The sequence below is a fragment of the Crossiella sp. NPDC003009 genome, from assembly GCF_053591555.1.
Genome location: NZ_JBSFUA010000011.1, coordinates 58,453 through 83,916 on the forward strand (window position 1 = coordinate 58,453; position 25,464 = coordinate 83,916).

Annotated in this window: 26 protein-coding genes and 1 pseudogene; 8 read left to right on the forward strand and 19 right to left on the reverse strand. The window is 71.1% G+C overall.

Translation table 11 applies throughout. From position 1 onward, the window contains the following. Positions 1 to 102: 102 nt before the first annotated feature. Positions 103 to 540 carry a VOC family protein gene (locus ACWDY5_RS14720; RefSeq protein ID WP_449722723.1) on the forward strand — a complete coding sequence of 146 codons (438 nt, stop codon included), beginning with the start codon at positions 103 to 105 and terminating at the stop codon, positions 538 to 540. Positions 541 to 549: 9 nt separating this feature from the next. Here the strand turns inward: ACWDY5_RS14720 and ACWDY5_RS14725 are convergent, their stop codons facing one another. From ACWDY5_RS14725 to ACWDY5_RS14775, 11 genes are all read right to left on the reverse strand, one after another. Then, positions 550 to 1,458, reverse strand: coding sequence for an SDR family NAD(P)-dependent oxidoreductase (locus tag ACWDY5_RS14725; protein WP_449722724.1), 909 nt, complete (start codon positions 1,456 to 1,458; stop codon positions 550 to 552). Between the two features lie 357 nt (positions 1,459 to 1,815). Continuing rightward, complete coding sequence (locus ACWDY5_RS14730) at positions 1,816 to 2,235, reverse strand: SRPBCC family protein (RefSeq protein ID WP_449722725.1); 420 nt, start codon at positions 2,233 to 2,235, stop codon at positions 1,816 to 1,818. Next, the gene (locus ACWDY5_RS14735; protein ID WP_449722726.1) at positions 2,232 to 2,588 is read right to left on the reverse strand and encodes an ArsR/SmtB family transcription factor; all 357 of its coding nucleotides are present in this window, start codon (positions 2,586 to 2,588) and stop codon (positions 2,232 to 2,234) included. Before ACWDY5_RS14735 ends, ACWDY5_RS14730 begins: the two co-directional genes overlap by 4 nt. A gap of 41 nt (positions 2,589 to 2,629) precedes the next feature. Then, positions 2,630 to 3,832: an MFS transporter gene (locus tag ACWDY5_RS14740; protein ID WP_449722727.1), complete on the reverse strand. Its 1,203-nt coding sequence runs from the start codon at positions 3,830 to 3,832 to the stop codon at positions 2,630 to 2,632. Positions 3,833 to 3,876: 44 nt separating this feature from the next. Further along, on the reverse strand, positions 3,877 to 4,650 hold the full coding sequence (locus ACWDY5_RS14745; RefSeq protein ID WP_449722896.1) for an enoyl-CoA hydratase/isomerase family protein: 774 nt from the start codon (positions 4,648 to 4,650) through the stop codon (positions 3,877 to 3,879). Positions 4,651 to 4,707: 57 nt separating this feature from the next. Further along, positions 4,708 to 5,502 carry an LLM class flavin-dependent oxidoreductase gene (locus tag ACWDY5_RS14750; protein ID WP_449722728.1) on the reverse strand — a complete coding sequence of 265 codons (795 nt, stop codon included), beginning with the start codon at positions 5,500 to 5,502 and terminating at the stop codon, positions 4,708 to 4,710. A 56-nt stretch (positions 5,503 to 5,558) separates the two neighbouring features. Continuing rightward, positions 5,559 to 6,461: a GNAT family N-acetyltransferase gene (locus ACWDY5_RS14755; protein WP_449722729.1), complete on the reverse strand. Its 903-nt coding sequence runs from the start codon at positions 6,459 to 6,461 to the stop codon at positions 5,559 to 5,561. A gap of 174 nt (positions 6,462 to 6,635) precedes the next feature. Further along, positions 6,636 to 6,971, reverse strand: coding sequence for a DUF4333 domain-containing protein (locus ACWDY5_RS14760; RefSeq protein WP_449722730.1), 336 nt, complete (start codon positions 6,969 to 6,971; stop codon positions 6,636 to 6,638). 46 nt (positions 6,972 to 7,017) lie between these two features. After that, positions 7,018 to 7,533 carry an SRPBCC family protein gene (locus tag ACWDY5_RS14765; RefSeq protein ID WP_449722731.1) on the reverse strand — a complete coding sequence of 172 codons (516 nt, stop codon included), beginning with the start codon at positions 7,531 to 7,533 and terminating at the stop codon, positions 7,018 to 7,020. A 68-nt stretch (positions 7,534 to 7,601) separates the two neighbouring features. After that, positions 7,602 to 7,979, reverse strand: a complete 378-nt coding sequence (locus ACWDY5_RS14770) for a hypothetical protein (protein WP_449722732.1) — start codon at positions 7,977 to 7,979, stop codon at positions 7,602 to 7,604. A 627-nt stretch (positions 7,980 to 8,606) separates the two neighbouring features. Then, entirely contained in the window at positions 8,607 to 9,047 is a 441-nt protein-coding gene (locus tag ACWDY5_RS14775; protein ID WP_449722733.1) for an anthrone oxygenase family protein, read from the reverse strand. Positions 9,048 to 9,184: 137 nt separating this feature from the next. Here ACWDY5_RS14775 and ACWDY5_RS14780 point away from each other — a divergent pair, with 137 nt between their 5' ends. After that, positions 9,185 to 10,141, forward strand: a complete 957-nt coding sequence (locus tag ACWDY5_RS14780; RefSeq protein ID WP_449722734.1) for an AraC family transcriptional regulator — start codon at positions 9,185 to 9,187, stop codon at positions 10,139 to 10,141. A 66-nt stretch (positions 10,142 to 10,207) separates the two neighbouring features. After that, positions 10,208 to 11,035, forward strand: a complete 828-nt coding sequence (locus ACWDY5_RS14785; protein ID WP_449722735.1) for an MOSC domain-containing protein — start codon at positions 10,208 to 10,210, stop codon at positions 11,033 to 11,035. A 3-nt stretch (positions 11,036 to 11,038) separates the two neighbouring features. Here the strand turns inward: ACWDY5_RS14785 and ACWDY5_RS14790 are convergent, their stop codons facing one another. Further along, positions 11,039 to 12,031, reverse strand: a complete 993-nt coding sequence (locus tag ACWDY5_RS14790; RefSeq protein ID WP_449722736.1) for a DUF695 domain-containing protein — start codon at positions 12,029 to 12,031, stop codon at positions 11,039 to 11,041. A 102-nt stretch (positions 12,032 to 12,133) separates the two neighbouring features. Between ACWDY5_RS14790 and ACWDY5_RS14795 the strand changes: the two genes are divergently transcribed. After that, entirely contained in the window at positions 12,134 to 12,703 is a 570-nt protein-coding gene (locus ACWDY5_RS14795; RefSeq protein ID WP_449722737.1) for a DinB family protein, read from the forward strand. Positions 12,704 to 12,767: 64 nt separating this feature from the next. Then, the gene (locus ACWDY5_RS14800; RefSeq protein WP_449722738.1) at positions 12,768 to 13,760 is read left to right on the forward strand and encodes a tyrosine-type recombinase/integrase; all 993 of its coding nucleotides are present in this window, start codon (positions 12,768 to 12,770) and stop codon (positions 13,758 to 13,760) included. Between the two features lie 578 nt (positions 13,761 to 14,338). Here the strand turns inward: ACWDY5_RS14800 and ACWDY5_RS14805 are convergent. Further along, positions 14,339 to 16,633, reverse strand: a complete 2,295-nt coding sequence (locus tag ACWDY5_RS14805) for a GH92 family glycosyl hydrolase (RefSeq protein ID WP_449722739.1) — start codon at positions 16,631 to 16,633, stop codon at positions 14,339 to 14,341. A 158-nt stretch (positions 16,634 to 16,791) separates the two neighbouring features. Between ACWDY5_RS14805 and ACWDY5_RS14810 the strand changes: the two genes are divergently transcribed. Further along, entirely contained in the window at positions 16,792 to 17,526 is a 735-nt protein-coding gene (locus ACWDY5_RS14810; protein ID WP_449722740.1) for an SDR family oxidoreductase, read from the forward strand. Here ACWDY5_RS14810 and ACWDY5_RS14815 read toward each other — a convergent pair. Then, the gene (locus ACWDY5_RS14815; RefSeq protein ID WP_449722741.1) at positions 17,507 to 17,935 is read right to left on the reverse strand and encodes a protein-tyrosine phosphatase family protein; all 429 of its coding nucleotides are present in this window, start codon (positions 17,933 to 17,935) and stop codon (positions 17,507 to 17,509) included. The genes ACWDY5_RS14810 and ACWDY5_RS14815 overlap by 20 nt on opposite strands. 195 nt (positions 17,936 to 18,130) lie before the next feature. On the opposite strand from ACWDY5_RS14815, the gene ACWDY5_RS14820 reads away from it, so the two are divergent. Then, positions 18,131 to 19,279, forward strand: coding sequence for a Cmx/CmrA family chloramphenicol efflux MFS transporter (locus tag ACWDY5_RS14820; RefSeq protein WP_449722742.1), 1,149 nt, complete (start codon positions 18,131 to 18,133; stop codon positions 19,277 to 19,279). Between the two features lie 12 nt (positions 19,280 to 19,291). Next, the gene (locus tag ACWDY5_RS14825; RefSeq protein WP_449722897.1) at positions 19,292 to 20,119 is read left to right on the forward strand and encodes a pentapeptide repeat-containing protein; all 828 of its coding nucleotides are present in this window, start codon (positions 19,292 to 19,294) and stop codon (positions 20,117 to 20,119) included. A gap of 376 nt (positions 20,120 to 20,495) precedes the next feature. Here ACWDY5_RS14825 and ACWDY5_RS14830 read toward each other — a convergent pair. The 5 genes and pseudogenes from ACWDY5_RS14830 to ACWDY5_RS14850 all read right to left on the reverse strand — a co-directional run. Beyond that, positions 20,496 to 21,164, reverse strand: a pseudogene (locus tag ACWDY5_RS14830) (sigma factor); the annotation flags it as partial. Between the two features lie 38 nt (positions 21,165 to 21,202). Beyond that, positions 21,203 to 21,967, reverse strand: a complete 765-nt coding sequence (locus ACWDY5_RS14835; RefSeq protein WP_252480254.1) for a 3-oxoacyl-ACP reductase — start codon at positions 21,965 to 21,967, stop codon at positions 21,203 to 21,205. Continuing rightward, positions 21,967 to 23,334 carry an aldehyde dehydrogenase family protein gene (locus ACWDY5_RS14840; RefSeq protein WP_449722743.1) on the reverse strand — a complete coding sequence of 456 codons (1,368 nt, stop codon included), beginning with the start codon at positions 23,332 to 23,334 and terminating at the stop codon, positions 21,967 to 21,969. Before ACWDY5_RS14840 ends, ACWDY5_RS14835 begins: the two co-directional genes overlap by 1 nt. Continuing rightward, positions 23,331 to 24,068 carry a gamma-glutamyl-gamma-aminobutyrate hydrolase family protein gene (locus ACWDY5_RS14845; protein WP_449722744.1) on the reverse strand — a complete coding sequence of 246 codons (738 nt, stop codon included), beginning with the start codon at positions 24,066 to 24,068 and terminating at the stop codon, positions 23,331 to 23,333. Before ACWDY5_RS14845 ends, ACWDY5_RS14840 begins: the two co-directional genes overlap by 4 nt. Beyond that, on the reverse strand, positions 24,049 to 25,422 hold the full coding sequence (locus tag ACWDY5_RS14850; protein ID WP_252480251.1) for a glutamine synthetase family protein: 1,374 nt from the start codon (positions 25,420 to 25,422) through the stop codon (positions 24,049 to 24,051). Before ACWDY5_RS14850 ends, ACWDY5_RS14845 begins: the two co-directional genes overlap by 20 nt. Positions 25,423 to 25,464: the final 42 nt, after the last annotated feature.

The following is a 25,464-nucleotide window of genomic DNA, read 5'->3' on the forward strand; positions in this document are numbered from 1 at the left end:
GACTGAACCAACAAACGCGCGCCACGGATGTCGAGACCAGCCCGGCGGCTCCGTCCCAGGACCAGACGCGGCCACCCCAGCCGCCCCACCAAGGAGACCGGCATGACGATCCAGCGCATGGAACACATCGGCATCGTCGTCAACGACCTCGCCGCCGCCGTGGCCTTCTTCGTCGAGCTCGGACTCGAACTCGAAGGCCAGATGCCGGTCGAGGGCCCCTCGGTGGACCGCATCGTCGGGCTGCGCGAAGTCCGGTCGGACGTCGCGATGCTGCGCACCCCGGACGGCAACAGCCGACTCGAACTGTGCAAATACCACGCACCCGCAAGCCCCGCCGGCGACGCGAGCGCCCCGGCGAACGCCCTCGGCATCCGGCACATCCTGTTCGCGGTCCAGGGCCTGGACGAGCTGCTCGACCGCTTGCGGCCGCACGGCGGCGAACTCGTCGGCGAAGTGGTGCGCTACGAGAACAGCTTCCGGATCTGCTACCTCCGCGGCCCCGAGGGCATCATCATCGAACTGGCCGAACAGCTCGGCTGACCGGCCCGATCAGTCGACCGGAGCTGGCGCGGGACCCCACAGCCGGGGCGCGTAACCGATGCTCCAGCCCCCGTCCACGGCGAAGATGCTGCCGGTGACGTAACTGGCCAGGTCCGAGCACAACATGACCGCGGTGTTGGCGATCTCCACCGGCTCAGCCAGCCGCCCCATGGGAATCATGGCCAGCGCCTGCTCGATGGTCCCAGCGCCCTGTTGCTGGGCGTGCTCGGCGAGCGGGGTGCGAACTCCACCGGGGCAGATCGCGTTGACGCGGATCCCGCGCTTGGCGTACTCCAGGGCAGCGGTCTTGGTCAGGCCGACCACCGCGTGCTTGGCCGCGATGTAGGGCGAGAGCCCGGCATCCACCGCGCTCAAGGCCACGACCGAGGCGGTGTTCACGATGGCGCCGCCACCCTGGGCGAGCATCTGCCGCGCCTCGTGCCGCATGCACAACATGACGCCCTTGAGGTGCACCCCGAGAACCCGGTCCCAGTCCTCCTCGGTGTGCTCCTCCAGCGCGCTGACTGACCCATCGATACCGGCGTTGTTGAACGCGCAGTCCAGCTGCCCGAACCGATTCACCGCCGCCCGCACCAGGGCCTCCGCGTCCGCGTCCCTGGTCACGTCGGTGCGCACGAACACCGCCTGCGCGCCGGTGGCCCGAACCGCCCGCTCGACTTCGGCTCCGGCTTCGGCGTTGACATCGGCCAGCACGACGTTCGCCCCGTGCTCGGCGAACACCATGGCGGCCGAGGCGCCGATCCCGGAACTCGCGCCGGTGATGAGCGCGTCTTGCCAGCAAGCAGCCCCATGGACGGCTCCTCCTTGTGCGACTGGGCTTTCCGGTCTTGCGGACGATAGGGCAGTGATCGACTTCGCCACTTCTGCGGACAACCGTGGCGCACGCTGGCTGGTCACAGCGATTCGCCGGGACGCTGTGCTTGTCGCGGATTGGGCAGACCACTACCGGGCAGCGGTCCTGGCGACCTCAGCGAGCCTGCCCGCCGAGGGTGGCAACGGCCCTGCCGCGACGGCAGCAGGGACCAGCGCGACCCGCACCAGGGACAAGCATGCCGCGGATTGCACAGAACCGTTGCTGGGCAATGGTTCTCGGTCCGGCGAGGGCTTTGCCGACAGAGGGCCACGGGTGGGGTTGAGCGCGGCTGCGTGTCGTGTGCCGGGGCACGGTTGGGCGAGGCGATGCAGGGTTGCGTGGGTTGGGTTGTGTGCCTTTCGTGGGTTGCGGGCTGGGGGAGGGGACCGGCGGGGCGGGGGTCAGGGGGAGAGGTGGGTGGTGAGGGCGTCCAGGCAGTTGTGCCAGCCGGTGGTGTAGTTCTCGTAGCCTGCGGTTTCGGCGAAGGTGTGGGTCAGCACCAGGAGGCAGCCGGGGGGCTGGTCGTGCAGTTCCAGGCGCAGGTGGTCGTCGACCTCGCGGAAGGCGAAGACCTTGGGCGGGTCGACGTCGGTGATCTCGCCGTCCAGGGTGCCGCCCTCGCCGTTGTCGAAGCGGATGACGCCGCCGGGGCGCAGGTCCAGCTCGATCGCGGGGAAGGGGTACCAGACGCTGAGGTGCTCCGGCGTGGTCAGGGCGCGCCAGACCTTCTCCGGCGGGTGGGACAGGTGGCGTTCGATGCGCAGGGCGAGGCGGCCGTCGGGCAGGCGGGTGGTGTCGCCAGGCAGGGGCGGAGTGGTCATCGGGCTTCCTTGTCGGGCTTGGGCTCAGTGGTGGGCTGGGTTTCGGTGGCGGGCATGGTGTCGAGGTGGTTTTCCAGGGCGTTGAGGCGGTCGGTCCACAGGCGGCGGTAGGGGGCGATCCAGGCGTCGATCTCGGCCAGCGGTTCCGGGCGCAGCTCGTACCAGCGGCGCTGGGCCTCCGGGCGGACGTGGACCAGTCCGGCCTCGCGCAGCACGCGCAGGTGCTTGGACGTGCCGGGCTGGGTCAGGCCGAGGTGCTCGGTCAGCTCACCGACCAGGCGGGGGCGTTCCAGCAGCAGGTCGAGGATGCGGCGGCGGGTGGGTTCGGCGAGTACTTCGAAGGTTGCGGGCACAGGAGGAACATACCATGAGGTTTATATACACCAAAATGGATTCACCTGGTGGTGGCTAGCGGGACCTCACGGAACACCCCGGCAGGTAGCAGCACCGCCAGCACCGCGACCCCGAACGCACCCAACCAGAACGGCGCCGCCAGCCCGAACCAGCCCGCCAGCAACCCACCCAGCGCCGACCCAGCCAGCATCGCCGCCCCGGTCACCCACCGATAACTGCTGTGCACCCGTCCCAGCAGCTCAGGCGGCGTCGACGACTGCCGCAACGACGCCCCCACAGTGGAGAACACCAGCAACTGCGCCCCCACCACCGCCAGCGCCACCCCGGCCACTACCACCTCCCGGCTCACCGCCAGCGCCAGGTGCGCCACCGCCTCCAGCACGAGCCCCGCCCGCACCAGCACCGGCACCCCCAACCATCCGATGAGGCGATCCGCCAGCAACCCACCGAGCACCCCGCCCACCGCCGACACCACCATCAGCACACCGAACCCGAGCTCACCCACCCCCAGCCGCTCCCGCGCGATCAGCACCATCACCGCCGACATCGCCCCCACGGTCACGTTCTCCGCGGCCACCGCCACCGTCAGCACCCGCAACACCCGGTGCCGCCACAACCACCGCACGCCGGCCACCACCTCGGCCCACACCGAAGCCCGCCCCGCACCCCGCTCCGCGACACCAGCAGGCAACCGCGCCGACAACACCGCCACCAGCAACAACGCCACGGCATCCAGCAGGAACGGCACCCACACCGCCACCGCGAACAACAACGCCCCCACCGGCTTGGCCAGCAGGTCCCGCCCCACCACCGCCGCCCCGAGCAACCGCCCGTTCGCCCGCGTCAACCCCGCTGGCGGCACCAGCACCGGCACCAACGCGCTCGCCGCGTTCTCAAACGCCACCCCGGCACAGCCCACCACGAAGAACACCACGTACAACAGCCACAACGACGCCTGACCGGCCAGCAACGCCAGCCCCAGCGCACCCAGCGCCACCGACCGCACCAGCGCCGCGGCCACCAGCACCCGCCGCCGCGACACCCGGTCCACCAGCGCCCCGCTCGGCAGCGCGAACAGCATCCACGCCAGCTGCTGCGCCACCGCCAGCCCGGCCACCTGCACCGGATCCCTGGTCAGCGACGCCGCCAGCAACGGACCGGCCACCATGGTCACCCCATCGCCGACCGCCGACACCGTGCCGACAGCCCACAACCGGCCAAAACCCCGCCCCAGCGTCCCCATGACCACTAACGTGCCACACCCAGAACCGGTTGCAGGGGAGCGGCTCACCTGCCGTTGAACGTCGCCTTGCCCGGACCCTCGGCCAGGAACGACCGCACCCCACCACGCAGGTCCTCGGTCTCGAACAACTCCGCCGCGATCCCGGTGACCTCCCGGTTCGCCTCCGCCACCCCGCCCCGCTCGTAGTGCGCCAGCACCCGCTTCGTCGCCGCGTGCGCCCTGGTCGGACCACCGGCCAGCCGCACAGCCAGCTCCCGCGCCGCCTCGGCGAAACCCGCCTCCGGCAGCACCCGGTTCACCACACCCCACTCCCGCAACGCCTCCGCCGGATACCGGTCCCCGGTGAACACGAACTCCTTCGCCCGCGCCACCCCCGCCCGAGCCGCCAGCCGCTGCGTGCCACCCATCGTCGGGGTCAACCCGATCACGTTCTCCACCAGACCGAAGGAGGCCCGCTCACTGGCCACCAACAGATCACACGCCAGCGCCACCTCGAACGTCCAGGTCAGGCACAGGCCATGCGCGGCGAACACGGTCGGGAACGGCAACGCCGCGATCCGCTCCGGCACCTCAAGCATCCGGTCGAACAACACCTTCGCCTGCCCCGCGTCAGCCTGCTCGGCGAACAGCGACACATCCACCCCGCCACTGACCACCTTCCCCGCCGCCCGCACCAGCAACGCCCTCGGCGACTCCGCCTCCAGCTCACCGATCGCGGCCAGCAACTCCTCCTGCAACGCCGCGGTGTAGAGGTTCAACGGCGGCGCGTCGATGGTCAGCACGGCCAACCCGGACGACTCCCGCTCAAGACGAAGCAACTGCACCAATGACTCCCGTCATCCGCTGAAGGCCAACCACGACATCATCAACCAGGCTCACCGCGGGGGACCAGCGGCCACCACCGCCCGCAACTCCGCAACCGACCGCCGCCAGGCATCCTGCAGCAACCAGGTCACCCCGGCCTCCGCGTACGCCGGCACCAGCGCCGCCGCCGGCTGCACCCCGCTGCCCCACAACGCCAGGTCCGCATCGGCCCGCCCACCCGAGGCAACGAAGTCCGCCTTGATCCGCCCCGCCTGCTCCGGCGTCGGCAACACGAACCCGTCCTCATCCCGGATGATCGGGAACAACCCGTCCACCCGCGCCGCGGACAGGAACGGCGCCTTGCGCGGCCACAACCCACTGGTCCACATCGGCACCCGCACCGGCGCGAACCCCACGTCCGAAACCTGGAAGTGCGCCCCCTCGTGCCGCACCCGCTCCCCGGCGAAGAACCGCTCCAGCAGCTCCACACCCTCCCGGAACCGCCCAGCCCGCACCGCGGCCGGCTCCGCCTCGCCAAAACGCTCGTAGTCCCTGGGCACCCCCATGCCCAGCCCCAGCCGCAACCGTCCACCGGACAACCGCTGCAACGTGCCGGCCTCCGCGGCCAGCTTCCACGGCCGGCGGCGGGGGAGCGGCACGATCATCGGCCCCAACACGATCCGGCTGGTCCGCGCCGCCACCGCGCCCAGAGCCACCCACGGATCAGCCACCGGCGGCGCCGCCACCAGGTGATCCCACAGGAAGAAACCGTCCCAGCCCGACTCCTCGGCGGCCACCGCCAGCTCGGCCAGCAACGCCGGATCCCCGTACGGGCCGTAACAGGGCACGTAGATCGCAAACCGCATACCCGCAGTCTGGCAAAAAACGGTGTGGGGCGGTCGAAACAACCGCCCCACACCCGTCACACCAGGTCGACGCGCTCCATCTGCACCGGATACCCGGCACGGGCGAACGTCGCCGCCATCGGCGTGTTCGTCTGATCGGTGGCGGCCGCGATGCGGTCCACCCCAGCCGCGGCGTGCACCTGCGTCGCCTCGACCAACAGGTCAAACGCATAACCATGGCCCCGTTGTTCCGGCACCACCCCGACGTACCCGACCACCGGGTCCGACGGCGTGTGCCCCGGCACCGTGATCCCGGCCAGCTCACCAGCAGGCGTGTAGGCCAGCAACCAGGTCTCCGGCCCACTCGGCAGCCACTTGAGGTAGTCCAGCTCCTCCCGCGCCGCCGCCTCCAGACCCTCAGCCGCCACCGTGCGCCGCACGTGCGCGTCCAAGCTGTCCTGGTGGATCAACCGGAACGCCGCCAGCACCGACTCCTCATCAGGAGCAGGCCGGAACACCAACCTCCCCGGCCGCGCCGGCACCCCGCACTCCGGCGTCCACAGATACCGGAACCGCTCCACCAGCACCGCGTACCCAGCCGCCTCCGCCGCCGCGATCCGCGCCTCACCAGCAGCCCGGGCCACCGGATCCTGCCGCCAGCCCGGCGGCAACCGCAGCTCGTACTCGGTGCGCAGGGGAGCGGTCCGCAACAACTCCGCCGCCGCCTCGGCATCGGAGAAGTCGAACCAGTCCAGCATCCGCGGCTCACTGTCCTGCGGACCACCCCACCAGGCGGCGCGCGCCACGACCACGTCCCCGCGCAACGCCACCCAGGTCCACTCCGGCCGGTAGTCGCCGGTAGCGGCCATGGTGAGGTAGTCCTGTCCGAACCGGGCCCTGCCCACCACAGCGGGATCAGGCAGCGAAGCGAACAACCGCTCCTCGCCAGGCACGATCGAACGAATGACCAGATCGGTCATGAGAAGAAGTCCCTTCGGAAAGCTCAGCGCTCCCCGCTCAGAACTTCGACGCCCTCGCAGCGAAGGGGGAGCACCAGATCAACATCGAACGAGCGATCACGGTCCTCACCTCCCTTTCTCGCCTCGGAGAGCGTGCCTGAACCCTAACAAACCCCGCCGCCAGGGACGAACCCATTACTCCGGCAAGCCCACCTCGTACGAGCCGTCCGCGCCGCGCACCGTCAGCCGCACCTGCTTGGCAGCCCCGGAAACCACCACCAGACAAGCGAAACTGCTCGACGCCACCACCGGCTGCCCGCTCGGACAGCGCACCGAGGCAAGCCCGGCCACCCGGTACTTCTCCACCAGCACCTTCCGCACGCCGTCCTCCAGCCGCGCCACCTCGAACACCGGCACCGCCGACGAGCTGACCGGGGGAGCGGCACCCGGACGCGCCGCACCAGCACACCCGGACAACACCGCCAGCAACACTCCGCAGACGGCCAGGCCGGACCGCCCGAATCGCATCATGCGACAGAGGGTATCGGTCCGGCCTGCACGCACCGCAGCCGGTTCGCTACCGGGAGTCAGCAGCCGCCATCGCCTTGATCGTCTGCGTCATGTGGTCCCGCAGCTGCGCCAGCCGCTCCTCGACCCCCACCGCCACCTCCGTTGGCGTCAGGCCCTTCGCCAGCTCCCGCACCCCGGTGTCACCGGGACCGTGCTCGAAGGTGTGCCGCACCGTCGTCCCGCCGTTGCCAGTGGGGGAGAGCTCGTACCGCCAGGTCGTCCCCGGCCGCGCCACATCGTCCTTGTCGTCGAGCACCACCCAGCTGAACACCCGGCCCGGCTCGCACTCGGTCACCACACAGGTCACCTCACCGACAAAACCGTTCCCGAACTCGTTGCGACCGGAGAACCGCGCACCAACCCGAGGCCCGGGGGAGTCCGCGTCCAGCCACGCCGCGGCCGTGCACTCCGGGCTGAACTCACCGATCCGGGTCACGTCGGCGACGATCTCCCAGAACCTCTCCGGCGCGACCCCCACGGTCAGCTCAACCTCGGTCCGCGCCCCGGTCACCTGGTCCACCATGACATTCCTCCCTCTGTCGGCCTGCTGTCGGTATACCGACGAACGGCGAGGAAGGAAATCGACCGAACTCAGCGGGGGATCGGCACACCTCTGACGGTGATCCCACCCGAGGGCGCGCGCAGCCCGAAGACCTGGGTGAACGAGACCGTCAGCGACTTGGCCCGGTCCGCGACGGGACTGGCCAGCTCGATGGTGCCGGTGGCGGGCCCCCCGGAGGCGATGCTCTGCGGCCAGTCGCTGTCCTGCGGGTTGGCCTTGTAGGTGGCCCCGGTGTCACCGGAGCTCGCCGCGGCCGCGGTGGAGCCGGCGGACGCGGCGGGCGGTTCCTTGGCTTTCCCCGGCTGGCCGAACTGGACGGACAGCGGACCGAACCCGATCTTGTGCACGGTGAGGCCCTGGATCAGCAAGGCGATGAGGATGAGCGCGCCGAACGCCGCGAACAACACCCACCCGTGAGGACCGCTACTTAACATAATGTAGATTATCGGTCAAAAACCAAGCTGGCCCGAGAGGGGCTGATCAGCTGGATTTCGGGCTGTCTCGCAGCGCGCCGTCCGCCGCGCTGACAGCCGATGCCGACGCCCACTGGCGATGACCGGCGGGCTCGACGCTCGTGTCGACGGCCGTCCGTCGCGCAGCCAAGCGGCGGGCGAGCCCACGCGACGGTGACAGAGCCGCCAGATGAGCCGTCGAGCGGCGGCTGCGACACCGAGAGCCCCAAATTGTCGTCCCGGCCGCATCCCGGCTATCCCGGGGCCTTACGTCACTGTGACGCTAGTTGGCCCTGGAGTTGTGCGGATTCAGGCCATCGCACGTTCTGCACCAGATCATCCGCACATCACCTCCGCCAAGCCTCGGCTCGAGCCGCCGCCCATCGGCCGCCAAGGCCGCCCACCAACTGGAGTTTCGTCGGAACGGCCGTCCTGGCCAACCTGAGCGATCCACCAACGACCAGCATCCCCCGAGGGCACGGTCCCGCTATCACTCCTGGTCAGACGGGTGTTTCGTGCATAACCGCCATTATGCACGAATCCATAAGAATCACGGGGGAGTAAGCATTCCGTCTGATTTCGTCACGCCAGCGCGTACAGCACCGTCGCGCCCAGGCAGGCCACCGTGCGCAGGTGGTTCCACGCCGTCCACCGCCGCAGGTACCCGCCCCACAGCTCCTGCCCCGCTGCCGTCGCCGGGTCGCTGGCCTCCAGGGCGTTGTTCATCGGGACGTTGACGATCGCGGTCACCGCGAGCATCCCCCCTACCACCAGCACGGCGGCGACGGTCGGCAACAGGGCGAACTCCCCCACCACCGCGACCGCCGCGGCGGTGATCGGCGCGCCCAGGAAGGCCAGCAGGAACAGGGGGTTGACGATGGTGCGGTTGAGCTGGCGCATGGTGTCGGCGGCCTCGGCCGGCGGGCGTTTGACGAGGGCGGGCATGACCACGGCGGAGAAGGTGAAGAACAGGCCGGTCAGGATGGCGGTGGTGGTTTCGGCGGCGACGGTCAGCGCGGTCATGGTGTCCTCCCAGTGTTGTGCAGTGCGTCCAGTCTGGATGCCGTTGAGCGGATGATCCATGCTCGTGGCGCGGGAGTTTATGCTCGCGCGTCCAGATGGCGTGGACGTTGGGCAGGGCCGGGCCGATACTCGGTCAGGTGGCTGTCACCTCTCCCCTGGCCCCGGTCGGCGATCCGCTGGGCGCCGCGCTGCACCACCTGCGGATGGACGGGGCCTGTTACTTCCGGTCCGAGCTGACCGAACCGTGGCGGCTCAGCCTGCCGGCGATGGGCGACTGCCTGTGGTTCCACGTCGTCACCTCCGGGCGGTGCTGGCTGGCGGTGCCCGGCGAGGAACCGCGCCTGCTGCAGCCGGGTGAGCTGGCGCTGGTGCCGCACGGGCAGGGGCATGACCTGTGGAGTGCGCCGGGGCTGCCCGCTCCCCCGGCGATCCAGGACATCCCGCACGAGTTCGTCAGCGAGCGGTACGCGGTGCTGCGGCACGACGGGGGTGGCGCGCCGGCGAGCCTGGTGTGCGGGGCGGTGCGCTTCGACCATCCGACCGGGTACGGGTTGATGGCGCTGCTCCCCCGGCTCATGGTGGTCGCGGATCCGGCGGTGGAGAGCACGTTGCGGCTGTTCGCGGAGGAGGCGCGGGTGCTGCTGCCCGGTGGCGAGACGGTGATCACCCGGCTGGCGGATGTGCTGGTGATCCAGGCGATCCGGAGCTGGCTGGCCAGTGCGCCCGAGGCGCGGGCCGGGTGGCTGGGGGCGTTGCGGGATCCGCAGGTGGGGCGGGCGGTGGCGCTGGTGCACCGGGAGCCGGCGCGGGCGTGGACGGTGGCGGGGCTGGCTTCGGCGGTGGCGATGTCGCGGTCGGCGTTCGCGGCGCGGTTCACCGAGCTGGTGGGTGAGCCGGTGATGGGGTACGTGACGCGGTGGCGGATGCACGTGGCGGCGGGCCGGTTGCGGGCGGGTGAGGTGTCGGTGGCTGAGGTGGCTCGGGAGCTGGGGTACCGGTCGGAGGCGGCGTTCAGCCGGGCGTTCAAGCGGGTCACCGGGGTCTCCCCCGGTTCGGTTCGGCGGGCTGGGCCGCCGGTGGGGTTGCTGAGCTAACTCTGCCGGTGGTGAAGGTGGCGATATTCGAGTCCCGGTGGTGGGGCTGGGCGGTAGTTTCGGGCTGTGGCGAGGGTGTTGGAGCTGAACTACTTCCCGATCAAGGGCTGTGCCGGGGTGTCGGCGGCGGATGTGTCGGTGACGCCGGCCGGGCTGGCGTTCGACCGGAGTTTCATGGTGGTCAGTCCGGAGGGGGTGTTCCGGTCGCAGCGGCGGGATCCGCGGCTGGCGCTGGTGCGGCCTGCGGTGTTGGGCGGCGGTGAGGTGCTGCGGCTGGCGGCCGAGGGGTTCGAGCCGGTGGAGTTCGAGGTGGTCGCGGCTGGGCCGGGGCGGCCGGTGGAGATGTTCGGGGATCCGTATCGCGGGATCGACCAGGGCGAGGCAGCCGCGGCGTGGTTGTCGGCGGTGGTGGGTGATCCGTGCCGGTTGGTGCGGGTGCCCGCCGACCATGACCGGGTCACTGATGGGCTGACGCCGGGGACCTCGGGTTTCGCGGACAGCAGTGCGGTGCACCTGTTGTCGGCGGCTTCGCTGGCGGGGTTGAACGAGCGGATGGTGGCGGCGGGGGCGGTGGCGCTGCCGATGGCGCGGTTCCGGCCGAACATCGTGGTCGACGGGTGGGACGGGCCGCACGTGGAGGACGGGTTGCGGCGGCTGCGGGTCGGTGATGTGGAGCTGGGCTATACGAAGCTGGCGATCCGGTGTGCGGTGACCACGGTGGACCAGGAGTCCGGGGTGAAGCGGGGGCCGGAGCCGTTGCGGTCGCTGGCGAAGTACCGGCGGGCGGCGCAGGGTGGGGTGGCTTTCGGGGTGAAGTTCGCGGTGACGCGGGTGGGCAAGGTTTCGGTGGGTGATGAGGTGTCGGTGCTGGAGTGGGGCGAATCGGAGCTGTGAGGGTCAGCGGAGGTGGCTGACCTGGTCCCAGGCGGGGTCGGGGTGGGTGTCCAGGCTGGCGTTGGGCTGGCGCTGGGTCCAGGTGGTGAGGGTGGCCTGGGTGGCGGCGTCGGTGGAGTCGCAGTAGAGGTGCAGGGTGCGGGCGCCGCGGCCGGTTTCGTGGGCGACGAGCAGGACGGCGTTGTCGAGTAGCCGGAGCAGGTCGTCTTCTTGCTGCTGGAGTTCGGCGAGGTCTTCCCCGGTGGGCAGGTCGCGGGGGTCCAGGGCCGGGTAGGTGAGGGTGATGCCGGCGTGCAGGTCCAGCAGTGGGTGGTCGATCCAGCGCAGGGGGCGCATGGCCACGGCGGTGAGCTGGGCGCCGTCCTCTCCTTCACCCTCCATGACGACCCAGGTGGGTTCGGGGTGGCGGGCGGCCATGGCGTGCACGGTTTCCGGGAGCGCGTCGGCGGGGAGGGCGTCGGCTGGTTCGGCGGTGGCGGTGTTGACCTCGCCGATCCAGCGTTCCAGGTCGTCTTCGCCGAGTAGCCAGGTCAGGGCGAGGAAGGCGATCTGGAGGGCGGCGCTTTCGGGCATGGTGGCGAAGGTGGGGTGGTGCACGGTGACGTCGACGAGCAGGGACTGTTCGTCGACGGTGAGGGAGAGCCGGGTCTGGTTGAGCTCGACTTCCCAGTCGCCGAAGGTGAGCTGTTGGTTGAGCACGTCGGGGTCTGCTTGGCGGGCGGCGCGGTATTCCCAGGTGGCGTCGGGTGGTGGGGCGGCGCGGAGCCAGCGTTCGGTGAGGGGGCGCAGGGCGGGGTCGCCGTTGGCGGTGACGCAGAGTGAGTGCTGGGCCTGGGTGCCGGGGCCGAGCTCCCATTGCAGGTCTTTGTCGATGGCGTTGACCAGGTGGGCCATCTGTTCAGGCAGGTCGCTGAAGTCGCCGGTGTGGATGGCGTTGGCGAGTTGGGTGGCGCCGTCCTGCTGCCACCAGTGCCAGAAGTCCGCGATGCTCTCCATCTCACCCATCCCGCCGTGCGTTCGTGACGGTTGCGCGGTCAACGTAACCGATGCGGGGATATTGCGTTGCGTATCGGGGCGCGGCGCGTCAGGGTCGCGCGCATGACGCAGGGTGAGCAGGCTTCCGGTTTCGCGTGGTCGAACATGTTCGTGCGGCCGGAGGAGGATCCGCGGAGCTATGACGGGTACAGCCCTGATGAGCGGGTGGTGCTGGCGGGGTATCTGCGGGATCAGCGGTTGACGCTGGAGCTGAAGTGCGCGGGGCTGGACGCTGAGCAGCTGGCGCGGCGGGCGGTGCCGCCGTCGGGGTTGTCGCTGCTGGGGCTGGTGCGGCATCTGGCGGATATGGAGCGGTTCTGGTTCCGGCGGGTGCTGGCTGGTGAGGAGGTTCCGTGGTTGTACCGGCGGGCGGAGTGCCGGGATGCGGACTTCGAGGAGGCGGTGGCGGATCCGGCGGTGGTGGCGCGGGCGTGGGCGGACTGGCGGGCCGAGGTCGAGTACGCGGAGGGGTTCCTGGCCGGGTGCGGGGACCTGGGTGCGGAGCTGGTGGACGCCGATGGGGAGTCGACCTCGGTGCGGGAGGTGGTGATCCATGTGATCGAGGAGTACGCGCGGCACATGGGGCACGCTGACCTGCTGCGGGAGTTGATCGACGGGCGGTTGGGTCAGTAGGTGGTGAGCGGCTGGTCACCGGCCGTGTCGATCTTTGTCGGTGGTGTGCGGTATTCCTCTGGGTGTGTTGTTGTCAGAGGCCCAGGAGTCGTTCTTCCTCGCGCGTCGGTCGCGGAAGGACTCGCCGCACACCACCGCGGCGTATCGGCGTGATCTGGCGGGGATCGTGGCGCTGCTGGCCGATGCGGTCGGGTGCGCTCCCCCGGAGTTGGAGTTGGCGCAGGTGGGGGCGGGTGCGTTGCGGGCGGCGTTCGGGGAGTTCGCGGAGACTCATGCCAAGACCTCGGTGTCGCGGGCCTGGTCGACGTGGAACCAGTTCATGAACTTCTGCGTGGCCGATGGGTTGGTGGCGGGGAATCCGATGGGGGCGGTGGCGCGGCCGCGGCCCGCGCCGTCGATGCCGAAGCCGTTGCGGGGTGAGGACACGCCGGAGCAGTTGTTGTCGGCGGTGGCTTCGGGTGAGCGGAAGTCGCGGGATCCGTGGCCGGAGCGGGACCTGCTGGTGGTGGGGTTGGGGCTGGTGACCGGGTTGCGGTCGGGGGAGATGCGGGCGTTGCTGGTCAGCAGTGTGGTGGGGCGGCCTGGCGAGCAGCGGTTGCACGTGCGGGGCAAGGGCAGCCGGGAGCGGTCGATTCCGATCAGTGCGCCGATGGAGGCGGTGATCGGGCGGTATCTGGCCTCGTGCCGGGCGCGGTTCCCTGGGTTGCGGTTGGGGCGGGAGTCGGCGCTGGTGCTGGATCTGCGGGGTGAGCCGATCGGGCGGGGTGCGCTGCAGTATCTGGTGAGTTGTTGTTATCGGGCGGCCGGAATTCATGACCGGGTGCCGACGGGGGCGAACCTGCACGCGTTGCGGCACACCTTTGCCACCAGGCTGGCTGAGGATGGGGCGAATGCGGCGGAGATCATGGCGTTGCTGGGGCATGCGAACCTGAATACGAGTCAGAACTACATCGAGGCGACGGGTCGGGAACAGCGGGCGGCGGCGGTGGGCAACCGTACTTACCGGGCGTTGGCGAAGGTGGCGGATCCGGGGTCGGCGGGGGTTGTGGAGGGCTGATCCTGGGTGGGTTTCATCCGGAATTGGGGTCGATTACGGGTGTTGTTCACCGGGTTGCGGAAAAGATGCTTGGGAATGGCGGGTTCGTCACTTATCGTGAACGTGTAACCACAGTTGTGACGCTCCCCCGTTCACCTGGAGGTGGCGCCGTGACCAGCCCAGGGCACGGCTTGACGCAGGGTACGACGTCGGTGGTGTCGTGTCCGGAATGTGGCCGGTCTGTTTCGCATCGGATGGAAAGGGAGCAGCTTCGGGCTGACCTGACCGTGGTGTGGCTGCTGGTGGATGTGGCTTCGGTGGTGCGGGTGCGCCGTTTCTGTGTGGGGTGTGCGCCGCGTGGCGGGGTGCTGAATGTGGAATGCCATGGGTGTGGCGATGGTCCGCTGGTGTGTGCGCCGGGGCCAGATTTGCCGGAGCCGGTGGTGACCTGGTTGTGCGCGTCGGGTTGGTTGTTGGACGAGCCGGTGACGTGTGCGCGTTGTGCTTCGCGGTCGGTGCCCGCACAGCGGCAGCCGCGGTAGGCGCCGGGATTTTTCCCGGGCCGACCGCGGCTGTTTTTCGTTATGGCGCAACAGTTGTCACTGATATGAGGGTGGGGCGGCCGCGGGTGTGGTCGCCCAGTTGTGGTCGGGTGTGGCGCGCAGCCGGAAGTGGAGTTCGCCGCCGGTGCGCACGATGCTCTGCGGCAGCCAGGTGCGGGCCCACGGGCGGCCGTCGAGGTGGAGTCCGGTGATGTAGGGACGGGCGGCGCCGGCGCCGGGTGCGGTGATGTGCAGCTCCCCCGCGTTGCCGGGTGTGATGGTGATGGCGGGGAACAGCGGGGTGTGCACGGAGAGGTCGGCGGTGCCGGGGGTGACCGGGTAGAGGCCGAGGGCGGACCAGACGTACCAGGAGGACTGGGCGCCGAGGTCGTCGTTGCCGGGCAGGCCGTCGGGGTTGGGGGCGAAGAGCTCGCTCTGGATGCGGCGGATGACGGCCTGGCTCTTCCAGGGCTGGCCGACGTAGTTGTAGAGCCAGGGGGTGGAGAAGTCGACCTCGTTGCCGGACCACTGGTAGGGCTCGTTGGGACCGACGTTGATCTTGGTGAAGAACTCGTCCATGAGCGGCTGGGCCTTGGCCTTGCCGCCGAGGGCGGTGATCAGGCCGGCGATGTTGTGCGGGACGAACCAGCGGTACTGGGCGGCGTTGCCCTCCTCGAAGCCGTCCTGGCCGAACTGGCCGGGTGGGGGTGGCACGAAGCCGGGGCCGGGCGGGAACTGGCCTTTGCTGTCCTTGGGGCGCAGGTAGCCGGTGTTCGGGTCGAACAGGTTGCGCCAGTACTCGCCGCGTTTGGCGAAGGTGGCCGCGGTGGTGTGCTCGCCGAGGGTGCGGGCGAAGCGGGAGATGGTGAAGTCGTCGACGGCGTATTCGAGGGTCTGGGAGGCGCCTTTGCGGACGTGGCCGACCAGGGCGCGGTCGTTGGGGACGTAGCCGAGCTTCTGGTAGTCCTCGATGCCCTGGCGTTCGATGTAGCCCCACTGGACGGGTTCGGCCTTGGTGGCGCCCTTGATCATGTACTGCAGGGCGGTGCGGGTGTCGAAGTCCTTGGCGCCGTAGGCGTGCAGGTTGACCATGAGCGGGACGCTGTTGTCGCCGTTCATCACGCTGGTGTAGCCGTTGGCCATGGGCCAGCGTGGCAGCCAGCCGCCTTGCACGGCGGCCAGCACGAGGCTCTGGGCCATGTCGGAGGCGCGGTCGGGGTAGAGCCAGCCGTGCAGTGGGGCCAGGCTGCGGTAGGTGTCCCAGTCGGAGAAGTTGGCGTAGTGGGTGCGGCCCTTTTCCACCTGGTGGATCTTGCTGTCGAAGCCGATGTAGCGGCCGTCGACGTCGTTGAAGGTGTTGGGGTGGATCAGGGAGTGGTAGAGGGCGGTGTAGAAGGTGGTGCGGTGGGCTGGGGTGCCGCCGCCGATGCGGATGCGGCTGAGGTGTTCGCGCCAGTGGGCGCGGGTGGCGGAGCGGACGGGTTCGGGGTCCCAGCCGGGGATCTCGCTGAGGTTGGCGCGGGCGCCGTCGGCGCTGACGTAGGAGAGGGCGACCTTGGCGCGTAGCGGGCGGTCGCTGGGGTCGAAGGTGAGGTAGGCGCCGGACTTGGGGTGGTTGGCGGTGGCGCTGCCGGGGGTGACGGTGGTGCCGTCCCAGGTGCCGTGGGCGGTGAAGGGGCGGTCGAACTTCAGGGCGAAGTAGACGGTGTACTTGTTGCCGCCTTCGCCGCAGAAGCGGCCGCTGGTGGCGGAGCCGGTGACCTCGTCGGGGCCGTTGACCGAGACGGTGGCGGCGCTGTTGCCGGCCAGGCTGGCGCCGGTTTTGACCAGGACCTGGGGGGTGGCGCCCTCGGGGTAGGTGAAGGTGCCGAGTCCGGCGCGGGTGCTGGCGGTGAGCTCGGCGCGGATGCCGGAGTCCTCCAGGGTGACGCCGTAGTGGGCGACCTCGGCGTTCTCGGTGCGGTGGGAGAACTTTTCGGTGCGGTTCCACGGGGTGGCGCCGAGTGCGCCGGCGACGGGCAGGATGGGGATGTCGCCGAAGGCGTGGCAGCCGACCGAGGCGTGGGTGAGGCTGAAGCCGCGGATGGGGCCCAGGTGGTAGTTGTAGCCGGCGTAGTTGCCGTTGTCCGGGCTCCACTGGATCATGCCGAAGGGGGCGGTGGGCCCGGGGAAGGTGTTGATCTCGCCGACGACCGGGCCGCCCTTGCCGGTGCCGATCATCGGGTCGACGTACTGGGTGGGGTCGGCGACGAGGGTCTGGTCCGGTTCGGCCGCGGCACCGGGGATGGCGGTGCTGAGCAGGGTGATCGCGGCGAGTGCGCCGATGACGGCGCGGCGGGTTCGTGGTCTCACGCGTCCTCCTCGACCATGTCTGACAACGTTGTCAGGATCGGGTGCGAGATTGAGGATGGCCCCCTCCGGGCATAAGGGACAAGCTTCTAACGGGTGGTAGCCGCCCACCACCCATCGGGAGTCTTCCGCCTGGCTGAAAGGCGATCACAGACTTGCCCGTGCTCATCGAGGGAGAAGGGGCGCCGGTACCGCCGACCCGCGCCCAGGACCAGCCGACGGCGGTGGTCACGGGCGCTTCCCGGGGCATTGGCGCGGAGATCGCAGCGGCTTTGGGGGCCAGTCACCGGCTGGTGCTGGGCGGGCGGGGCTCCCCTGCGCTGTGCCGGCTGGCCAGGGAGTTACCGGATGCGCGGGCGTGGCCGGTGAACCTGGCCGATCCGGCGGCCCTGCACGTCCCGCCGGGGGTGTCGCGGCTGGACGCGCTGATCCACAACGCCGGGGTGCTGGCCACCGGGCGGATCGAGGAGTGCGACGGCGGGCTGTGGCGGCGGACCTTCGAGGTGAACGTCTTCGCCGTGGTCGAGCTGACCCGGTTGCTGCTGCCGGCGCTGCGGGCGGCCGGTGGGCACGTGGTGCTGGTCAACTCCACCGCGGGGTTGCAGGCCAACCCGGCGCGCGGGGCCTATTCGGCGAGCAAGTTCGCGCTGCGGGCCTTCGCCGACGCGTTGCGCGCCGAGGAGCCGCGGTTGCGGGTGACCACGGTGTTCCTGGGCCGGGTGGCCACCGACATGCAGCGGGATGTGTGCGCGGTGGAGGGGCTGCGCTACCAGCCCGAGCGCTACCTCTCCCCCGTCACCGTGGCCGAGACCATCCGCGCGCTGCTGGCCACCCCTCGACAGGCGTGTGCGACCGAGCTGGTGTTGCGGCCGGGGCTCAGCCGGGGAAGCGGCTGACCCAGCGCTTCTGCCAGGGCGTCTCCACCGCACGCTTGTGGTAGTGCGCGCGGGCCCAGGCGACGGCCTCGGTGGGCGGGATGCCGGAGAGGATGGCCAGGCAGGCGATCACGGTGCCGGTGCGGCCGACTCCGCCGTTGCAGGCGACCTCCACGGCCTGGCCGGTGTGCGCGGCGGCGTGCAGGGCGCGGATGCGGGTGATGGCCTCGGCCTGGTCGCGGGGCAGGCGGAAGTCCGGCCAGTCCAGCCAGTGGTGTGGCCAGGTGAGGGTGTGCTCGTGGCGGGCGCGGAGCTTGGGGCCGCCCAGGTAGAGCCCGAACTCCGGGGCGGGGCCGCCGGGGGCCGGGTTGCGCAGGCCGCGGCCGCGGATGATCGCGCCGTCGGGCAGGGTGGTCGCTGCGGTCAACATGATCGAACCCTAGCCGCGGCGGTAATTGCCTCGACCCGGTTTCGCTCTGGGCGATAACGTGCCCGTCGTGCGCAGCCCCGAGGCGTCCAGACGCTAGCCACCGGTCCTCTTCCGGTGGCGTGCTCCTTCACGGCCACCGGCCGGACCGCTCTCGATGAGTCCTTCCTCGAGCCACTGTGGTTGCGGAGCGTTGCTGTGCCTTTCGTGTTGTACCTGCTTGCCCTTGCCGTGTTCGCGCAGGGGACCTCGGAGTTCATGCTGTCCGGTCTGCTGCCGGACATCGCCGCCGACCTGAACGTCTCGATCCCGGCTGCGGGCGCGCTGACCTCGGCCTTCGCCGCCGGGATGATCGTGGGCGCGCCGCTGACGGCGTTGCTGAGCCTGCGCTGGCCGCGCCGGGCCGCACTGCTGGCCTTCCTGGGCGTGTTCCTGCTTGCGCACGTGGTGGGCGCGCTGACCAGCAGTTATCCGGTGCTGCTCGGCACCAGGGTGATCGCCGCGCTGGCCAACGCGGGATTCCTGGCGGTGGCGCTGGCGACCGCGACCAGCCTGGTGGCGGCCAACGCCAAGGGCCAGGCGACCGCGGTGCTGCTGGGCGGGGTGACCCTGGCCTGCGTGGCCGGCGTGCCGGCGGGGGCGGTGCTGGGTCAGGCGTGGGGCTGGCGGGCGGCGTTCTGGGCGGTGGCCCTGGTCTCCGCGCCCGCGCTGGTGGCCATCCTGCGCTCGGTCCCGGCCGGTGGCGGCGGGGTGGCGCCGAGTGTGCGGGGTGAGCTGGGCGCGTTGCGGCGGCCCCGGCTGGCGCTGCTGCTGTTGTTGGGGGCGCTGGTCAACGGGGCCACGTTCTGCACGTTCACCTATCTCGCGCCGCTGGCCACCGAGGTCGCCGGGATCGGGGTGGGGTGGGTGCCGGTGGTGCTGGCGGTGTTCGGGCTGGGTTCCTTCCTCGGTGTCAGCCTCGGCGGGCGGCTGGCGGACTCGCGGCCGAGGGCGCTGGTGGTGGCGGGTGGCCTGGCGCTGGTGTGCGGGTGGGCGGTGTTCGGGCTGACCGCGGCCGATCCGGTGTTCGCGCTGGTGCTGACGCTGGTGCAGGGCACGCTGTCCTTCGCGGTCGGCTCGACGTTGATCTCCCAGGCGCTCTATGCCGCCACCGGTGCGCCGACGCTGGCCGGGGCGTGCGCGACCGCGGCGTTCAACGTGGGCGCGGCGCTGGGTCCGTGGGCCGGTGGGCTGGCCATCGCCGCCGGGTTCGGCTACCGGTCGCCGCTGTGGGTGAGTGCGGGCCTGGCCGGGCTGGCGGTGCTGGCCGGGGCGGTGTCGCGGCGGTGGCTGTGGCCACGGCCGTAGAGTCGATGGGTGATGTTGCGAGCCGACTGCGCGAACTGCTTTGGCCTCTGCTGTGTAGTGCCTGCCTACTCAGCCTCGGCCGACTTCGCCATCACCAAGCCTGCGGGCACCCCCTGCCCGAACCTGCTCGCCGACTTCCGCTGCGGCATCCACACCCAGCTCCGGGACCGGGGTTTCCCCGGCTGCACCGTCTACGACTGCTTCGGCGCGGGCCAGCACGTCGCCCAGCACACCTACCAGGGCAAGGACTGGCGCGCGCACCCCGAACACGCCCAGGAGATGTTCGCCGTCTTCCCGGTGGTGCGCGAACTCCACGAACTGCTCTGGCACCTCACCGAAGCCGAACGCTGGCCCGCCACCAGTCCCCTGCGCCCCGACCTGACGCGCCTGCGCACCGAACTCACCGAGCTGTCGAGGCTGCCCCCGGCCGACCTGCTCACCCTGGACGTGGCCTCCCGCTGGCAGACCGCCGACCCGCTGCTGAGCCGGGCCAGCGAGCTCATCCGCGCCGACTCCCCCGGCCCGGAACGCCGCGGCGCGGACCTGATCGGCGCGGACCTGCGCCGCAAGCGGCTGCGCGGGGCGAACCTGCGCGGCGCCTACCTGATCGGCGCCAACCTGCGGGAGGCCGACCTGACCCTGGCCGACCTCATCGGCGCGGACCTGCGCGGCGCCGAGGTCAGCGGCGCGAACCTGTCCCAGGCACTGTTCCTGACCCAGTTCCAGGTCAACGCCGCCCGCGGCGACAGCGCGACCCGCCTGCCTCCTGACCTGGACCGGCCCGCGCACTGGACCAGCGCCGCGCGGGTGATGCGGCCAGGTCCTCGGCGACGGCGCTGACGGTCGGGCTCAGGGGGCTTCGGCGCGGGCGGCGCACAGCGCCTGCTCACCCGTTCCGCGGTGCCGTCGGTGCCCCCGGCCCCGATGTCGACCACCAGGTTGCGCCCTGCCGGAGGGGGCGAACCGCGCGCTGGTCACCGCCATCGGGGACGACGGCACCGTGCTCGGTGAGACCGTCGAGCCCAGGACCGCCGCGCTTCGCGTGCGGGATGGCGCGGCCGTGACCACCGAGGGGCCGTTCCTGGACGCCACGAGTGCGGTCGGCGGGTTGGCGGTGGTCGAGGGCGAGGACTTGGACGCCGCGATCGCCCTGGCCGCCTGGGTGGCGCGGTCGAGGTACGGCCGAGCGCCAAGTAGTGGTGACCCCTCTCGGGTCGGCCCCGGCGAGGCGGCGGACGCAATCCGGGTCTTGGAGCACGTTGATTCGCTCGCCCGCGACGGTGAAGGCCATGACGGCGAACGGCTGCCCGTCGCGGGTGACCACCGCGCCGATGGCACCGTCGACCAGCGCGGGCCGCAGTTGGCCGCCCCGCGGCGGGCGGGTCTGTCCGGCGACCGCCGCAGCGCCGCGGACGGTGACAGCGGGCTTGGTGGTGCCGTGGTCGGTGCGCAGGACCACCTCGGGGTCGAGAACTCCGATGAGGGCGGCGAGGTCGCCGGTGCGCGCGGCCGCGTGGAAGGCCTCGGCCACCTTCCGCTGGTGCGTCAGGTCCGGCTCCGGTGACGGGATGTCGCCGCCGTTGACCCGGCGATGTGCGCGGCTGGCGAGTTGGCGGGCCGCGATCGGGGTGCGGCTCAGGAGGGCGGCGATCTCGGCGAAGGGCAGCTCGACCATGCCGTGCAGCACGAACGCCAGTCGTTCGGCCGGGGTGAGCCGGTCGAGCACAACCAGCAGGGCCAGGCCCACCGAGTCGGCCAGCAGCGCCTCCTGCACGGCGTCCTCGGCCTTGGTCAGCGAGCCGAGCATCCGGTAGGCCACCGCCCGCAGCCGCGGGCGGTGCCGTTGGAACGCTCGGCCACCGCGAACGTGACAGCGGTCCCGCACCGGCGATCTCGCGCGCCGGTGCGGGACCGGGTGCCGGGTTAGAGCGGGGTGACGTAGGCGCCGGTGAGGCCGCCGTCGACCAGGAACTGGGATGCGGTGATGAAGCTGGAGTCGTCGCTGGCCAGGAAGGCGACCGCGGCGGCGATCTCGGTGGGCTCGGCGAAGCGGCCCATCGGGATGTGCACCAGGCGGCGGGCGGCGCGTTCGGGGTCCTTGGCGAAGAGCTCCTGCAGCAGGGGGGTGTTCACCGGGCCGGGGCACAGCGCGTTGACGCGGATGCCCTCGCGGGCGAACTGCACGCCCAGTTCGCGGGACATGGCCAGCACGCCGCCCTTGGAGGCGGTGTAGGAGATCTGGCTGGTGGCCGCGCCCATCACCGCGACGAAGGAGGCGGTGTTGATGATCGAGCCCTTGCCCGCGCGCTGCATGTAGGGCAGCACGTGCTTGCAGCACAGGTACACCGAGGTCAGGTTGACCTCCTGGACCTTGCGCCAGGCCTCGATGCCGGTGGTCAGGATCGAGTCGTCCTCCGGCGGGGAGATGCCCGCGTTGTTGAAGGCGATGTCGATGCGCCCGTACTTGTCGAACACCGTGGCGTAGAGGGACTCCACGTCGGTGGCGCTGGTGACATCGGCCCGCACGAACAGGCCGTTGACCTCGTCGGCGACCTGCTTGCCGGTGGCCTCGTCGATGTCGACGACCACCACCGTGGCGCCCTCCTCGGCGAAGCGGCGGGCGGTGGCCAGGCCGATGCCGCTGGCCGCGCCGGTGATGACCGCGACGCGGTCGGTGAGCCGTCCCATCAGTTCTCCTCAGTGCTGACGAACACGTTCTTGACCTCGGTGAACCCGTCCAGGGCGTCCGGTCCCAGCTCACGGCCGAGCCCGGACTGCTTGAAGCCGCCAAAGGGCGTCCAGTAGCGCACCGAGGAGTGCGAGTTGACCGAGAGGTTGCCCGCCTCGACCCCGCGGGCCACCCGCATCGCGCGGCCGACATCGCGGGTCCAGATCGAGCCGGAGAGGCCGTACTCGGTGTCGTTGGCCAGCCGCAGCGCGTCGGCCTCGTCGGTGAAGGGCAGCACCGAGACCACCGGCCCGAAGATCTCCTCCCGCCAGGCCCGGTCCCGCTCGTCCTGGGGCAGCAGCACCGTGGCCGGGTAGAAGAACCCGTCGCCGCCGGGGGCCTGACCGCGGTAGGCCACGGTGGTCTCCTGCACGTAGGAGGCGACCCGGTCGCGGTGCGCGGCGGTGATCAGCGGGCCCATCTCGGTGGACTCCGCCGCCGGGTCGCCGACCACGACGCCCTTGACCGCGGGTTCGAGCAGTTCCAGGAACCGGTCGTAGACCTCGCGCTGGACGAGGATGCGGGAGCGGGCACAGCAGTCCTGGCCCGCGTTGTCGAACACCCCGTACGGCGCGGCGGCCGCGGCCCGTTCCAGGTCGGCGTCGGCGAAGATGATGTTGGCGCTCTTGCCGCCCAGTTCCAGGGTCAGCCGTTTCACCTGGTCCGCACAGCCGGCCATGATCTGTTTGCCGACCGCGGTGGAGCCGGTGAAGACCACCTTGCGGACCGCGGGGTGGGTGACGAAGCGCTGGCCGACCACCCGGCCGGCGCCGGGCAGCACCTGGAAGACGTCCTCGGGAATCCCGGCCTGGTGCGCCAGCTCGGCAAGGCGCACCGCGGTCAGCGGGGTCAGCTCGGCCGGTTTGAGCACCACGGTGTTCCCGGCGGCCAGCGCGGGGGCGAAGCCCCAGGCGGCGATCGGCATCGGGAAGTTCCACGGCACGATCACCCCGATCACGCCCAGCGGCTCGTGGAAGGTGACGTTGAGGCCGCCGGGCACCGGGATCTGACGGCCGAAGTGCCGTTCGGGGGCGCCCGCGTAGTAGCGGATCACGTCCCTGGCGTTGCCCGCCTCCCAGCGGGCGTTGCCGATGGTGTGCCCGGCGTTGCGGACCTCCAGCTGGGCCAGGTGTTCCAGGTCGGCGTCCACCGCCTCGGCGAAGCGGTGCAGCAGCCGCGCGCGGTCGCCGGGGCTGACCGCGCGCCAGGCCGGGAACGCCTTGGCCGCGCGCTCGATCGCGGCGTCGGTGGCGGCCTCGTCGGCCAGGGCGATGCTGTCGAAGACCGCGCCCGTGGCCGGGTTGATCAACTCGTGGGTGGCGGTCACGCTCTCGCTCCTTCTGCCGCGGCGCTCACCAGCGCGATGAACAGGGGTGCGCTGGGATGCGCGGGGTCGGCGGTGTCTTCCTCGGGATGCCACTGCACCCCGAGGGTGAACGGGTGGCTGGGCTGGCGGATGGCCTCGATGGTGCCGTCGGTGGCGTGCCCGACGGCTTCCAGGCCGGGGGCCAGCTCCTCGATGGCCTGGTGGTGGTAACAGGAGACCTCGATCTTCTCCCCCAGCAGCGTCGCGGGCGGGCAGCCCGGTTCCAGCCGGACCGTGGTGCGCCCGTACTGCCCCGGCGCGGGCTGGTGGTCGCGGTGGCCCAGCACCTCGGGCAGGTGCTGGTGCAGGGTTCCGCCCAGGCCGACGTTGAGCAGCTGCGCGCCCCGGCAGATGGCCAGCAGCGGGGTCCGCCGCTCCAGCGCGCGGTGCAGCAGGGCCAGCTCGGTGGTGTCGCGGTCGGGCCGGATGCCGGTGGTGTGCTCGTGCGGTGCGGCCTGGTAGCGGGCCGGGTCGATGTCGGCGCCCCCGGCCAGGAGAAGCCCGTCCAGCCGGGGCAGCGCGCGGGCGGCGTCGGCGCCCGGCGGCAGCAGCACCGGGATGCCGCCCGCGGTGATGACCGCGTCGACGTAGGTGCGCGGCAACAGCGCGGCCGGGCGCTGCCAGACGCCCCAGGCGGCGGTCTCGCTGTAGCAGCTGATCCCGATGACGGGCGCGTCAGAGGCGTTCGAAGCCACGGAAGAGCTCCCAGTCGGTGACGGCGGCCTGGTAGGCGCCGATCTCGATGCGCGCGGCGTTGAGGTAGTGCGCCACCACGTCCTCGCCGAAGGCGGTGCGGGCCAGTTCGCTGGCGGCGAAGGCCTCCACCGCCTCGGGCATGGTGGCCGGCACGTGCTCGGCGTCGCTGGCGTAGGCGTTGCCGGTGAGCGCCTCGCCCAGCGGCAGCTCGCGGTCAATGCCGTCCAGGCCGGCCGCGATCAGCGCGGCGGTGGCCAGGTAGGGGTTGACGTCGCCGCCGGGCACCCGGTTCTCCACCCGCAGGCTGGCCCCGCCGTGGCCGACCAGCCGCAGCGCGCAGGTGCGGTTGTCCGGGCCCCAGGCCACCGCGGTCGGGGCGAAGCTGCCGGGCACGAACCGCTTGTAGGAGTTGATGTTCGGCGCGAGCAGCAGGGTCAGCGCGCGCAGGTGGGCCAGCTGCCCGGCCAGGAAGTGCTCGGCCAGCGCGGACATGCCGTGGCGGCGGTCCCCGGCGAAGACCAGTTCGCCGTCGGCGCCGCGCAGGCTGATGTGGATGTGGCAGGAGTTGCCCTCGCGCTGGTTGTACTTGGCCATGAAGGTCAGGCTCTTGCCCTCCTGGGCGGCGATCTCCTTCGCGGCGGTCTTGTAGATGCTGTGGTTGTCGCAGGTGGCCAGGGCCTCGGCGTAGCGGAAGGCGATCTCGTGCTGGCCGGGGTTGCACTCGCCCTTGGCCGACTCCACCCGCAGCCCGGCGGCGGTCATCTCGTTGCGGATGCGGCGCAGCAGCGGCTCGATCCGGGAGGTGCCCAGCAGCGAGTAGTCCACGTTGTACTGGTTGCTGGGGGTCATGTTCCGGTAGCCGTTGGTCCAGGCCTGCTCGTAGCTGTCGTCGAAGACGATGAACTCCAGCTCGGTGCCGACCTGGGCGACCAGCCCGCGCTCGGCGAGCCGGTCGAGCTGGCGGCGCAGGACCTGCCGGGGCGAGGCGGCCACCGGGCTGCCGTCGGCCCAGGTGACGTCGGCCAGCACCAGCGCGGTGGCCGGGTGCCAGGTGGCCATGCGCAGGGTGTCCAGGTCGGGCCGCAGGGTGAAGTCGCCGTAGCCGCGTTCCCAGGAGGACATCTGGTAACCGCCGACGGTGTTCATCTCCACGTCGACCGCGAGCAGGTAGTTGCAGGCCTCCGCGGAGTGCGGGACGACGTCGTCGAGGAAGTGCCGGGCGGCGATCCGCTTGCCCTGCAACCGCCCCTGCATGTCGGTCATGGCCAGCAGCACGGTGTCCACCGCGCCGGTGTCGACCAGCTCGTGCAGGCGGGCGAGCGAGAGCGGGGCCGTGGTTCCCGGCTGCGACACATCCGCCTCCAAATGGTCTGCGATTGGACCTTTGCAGGATGG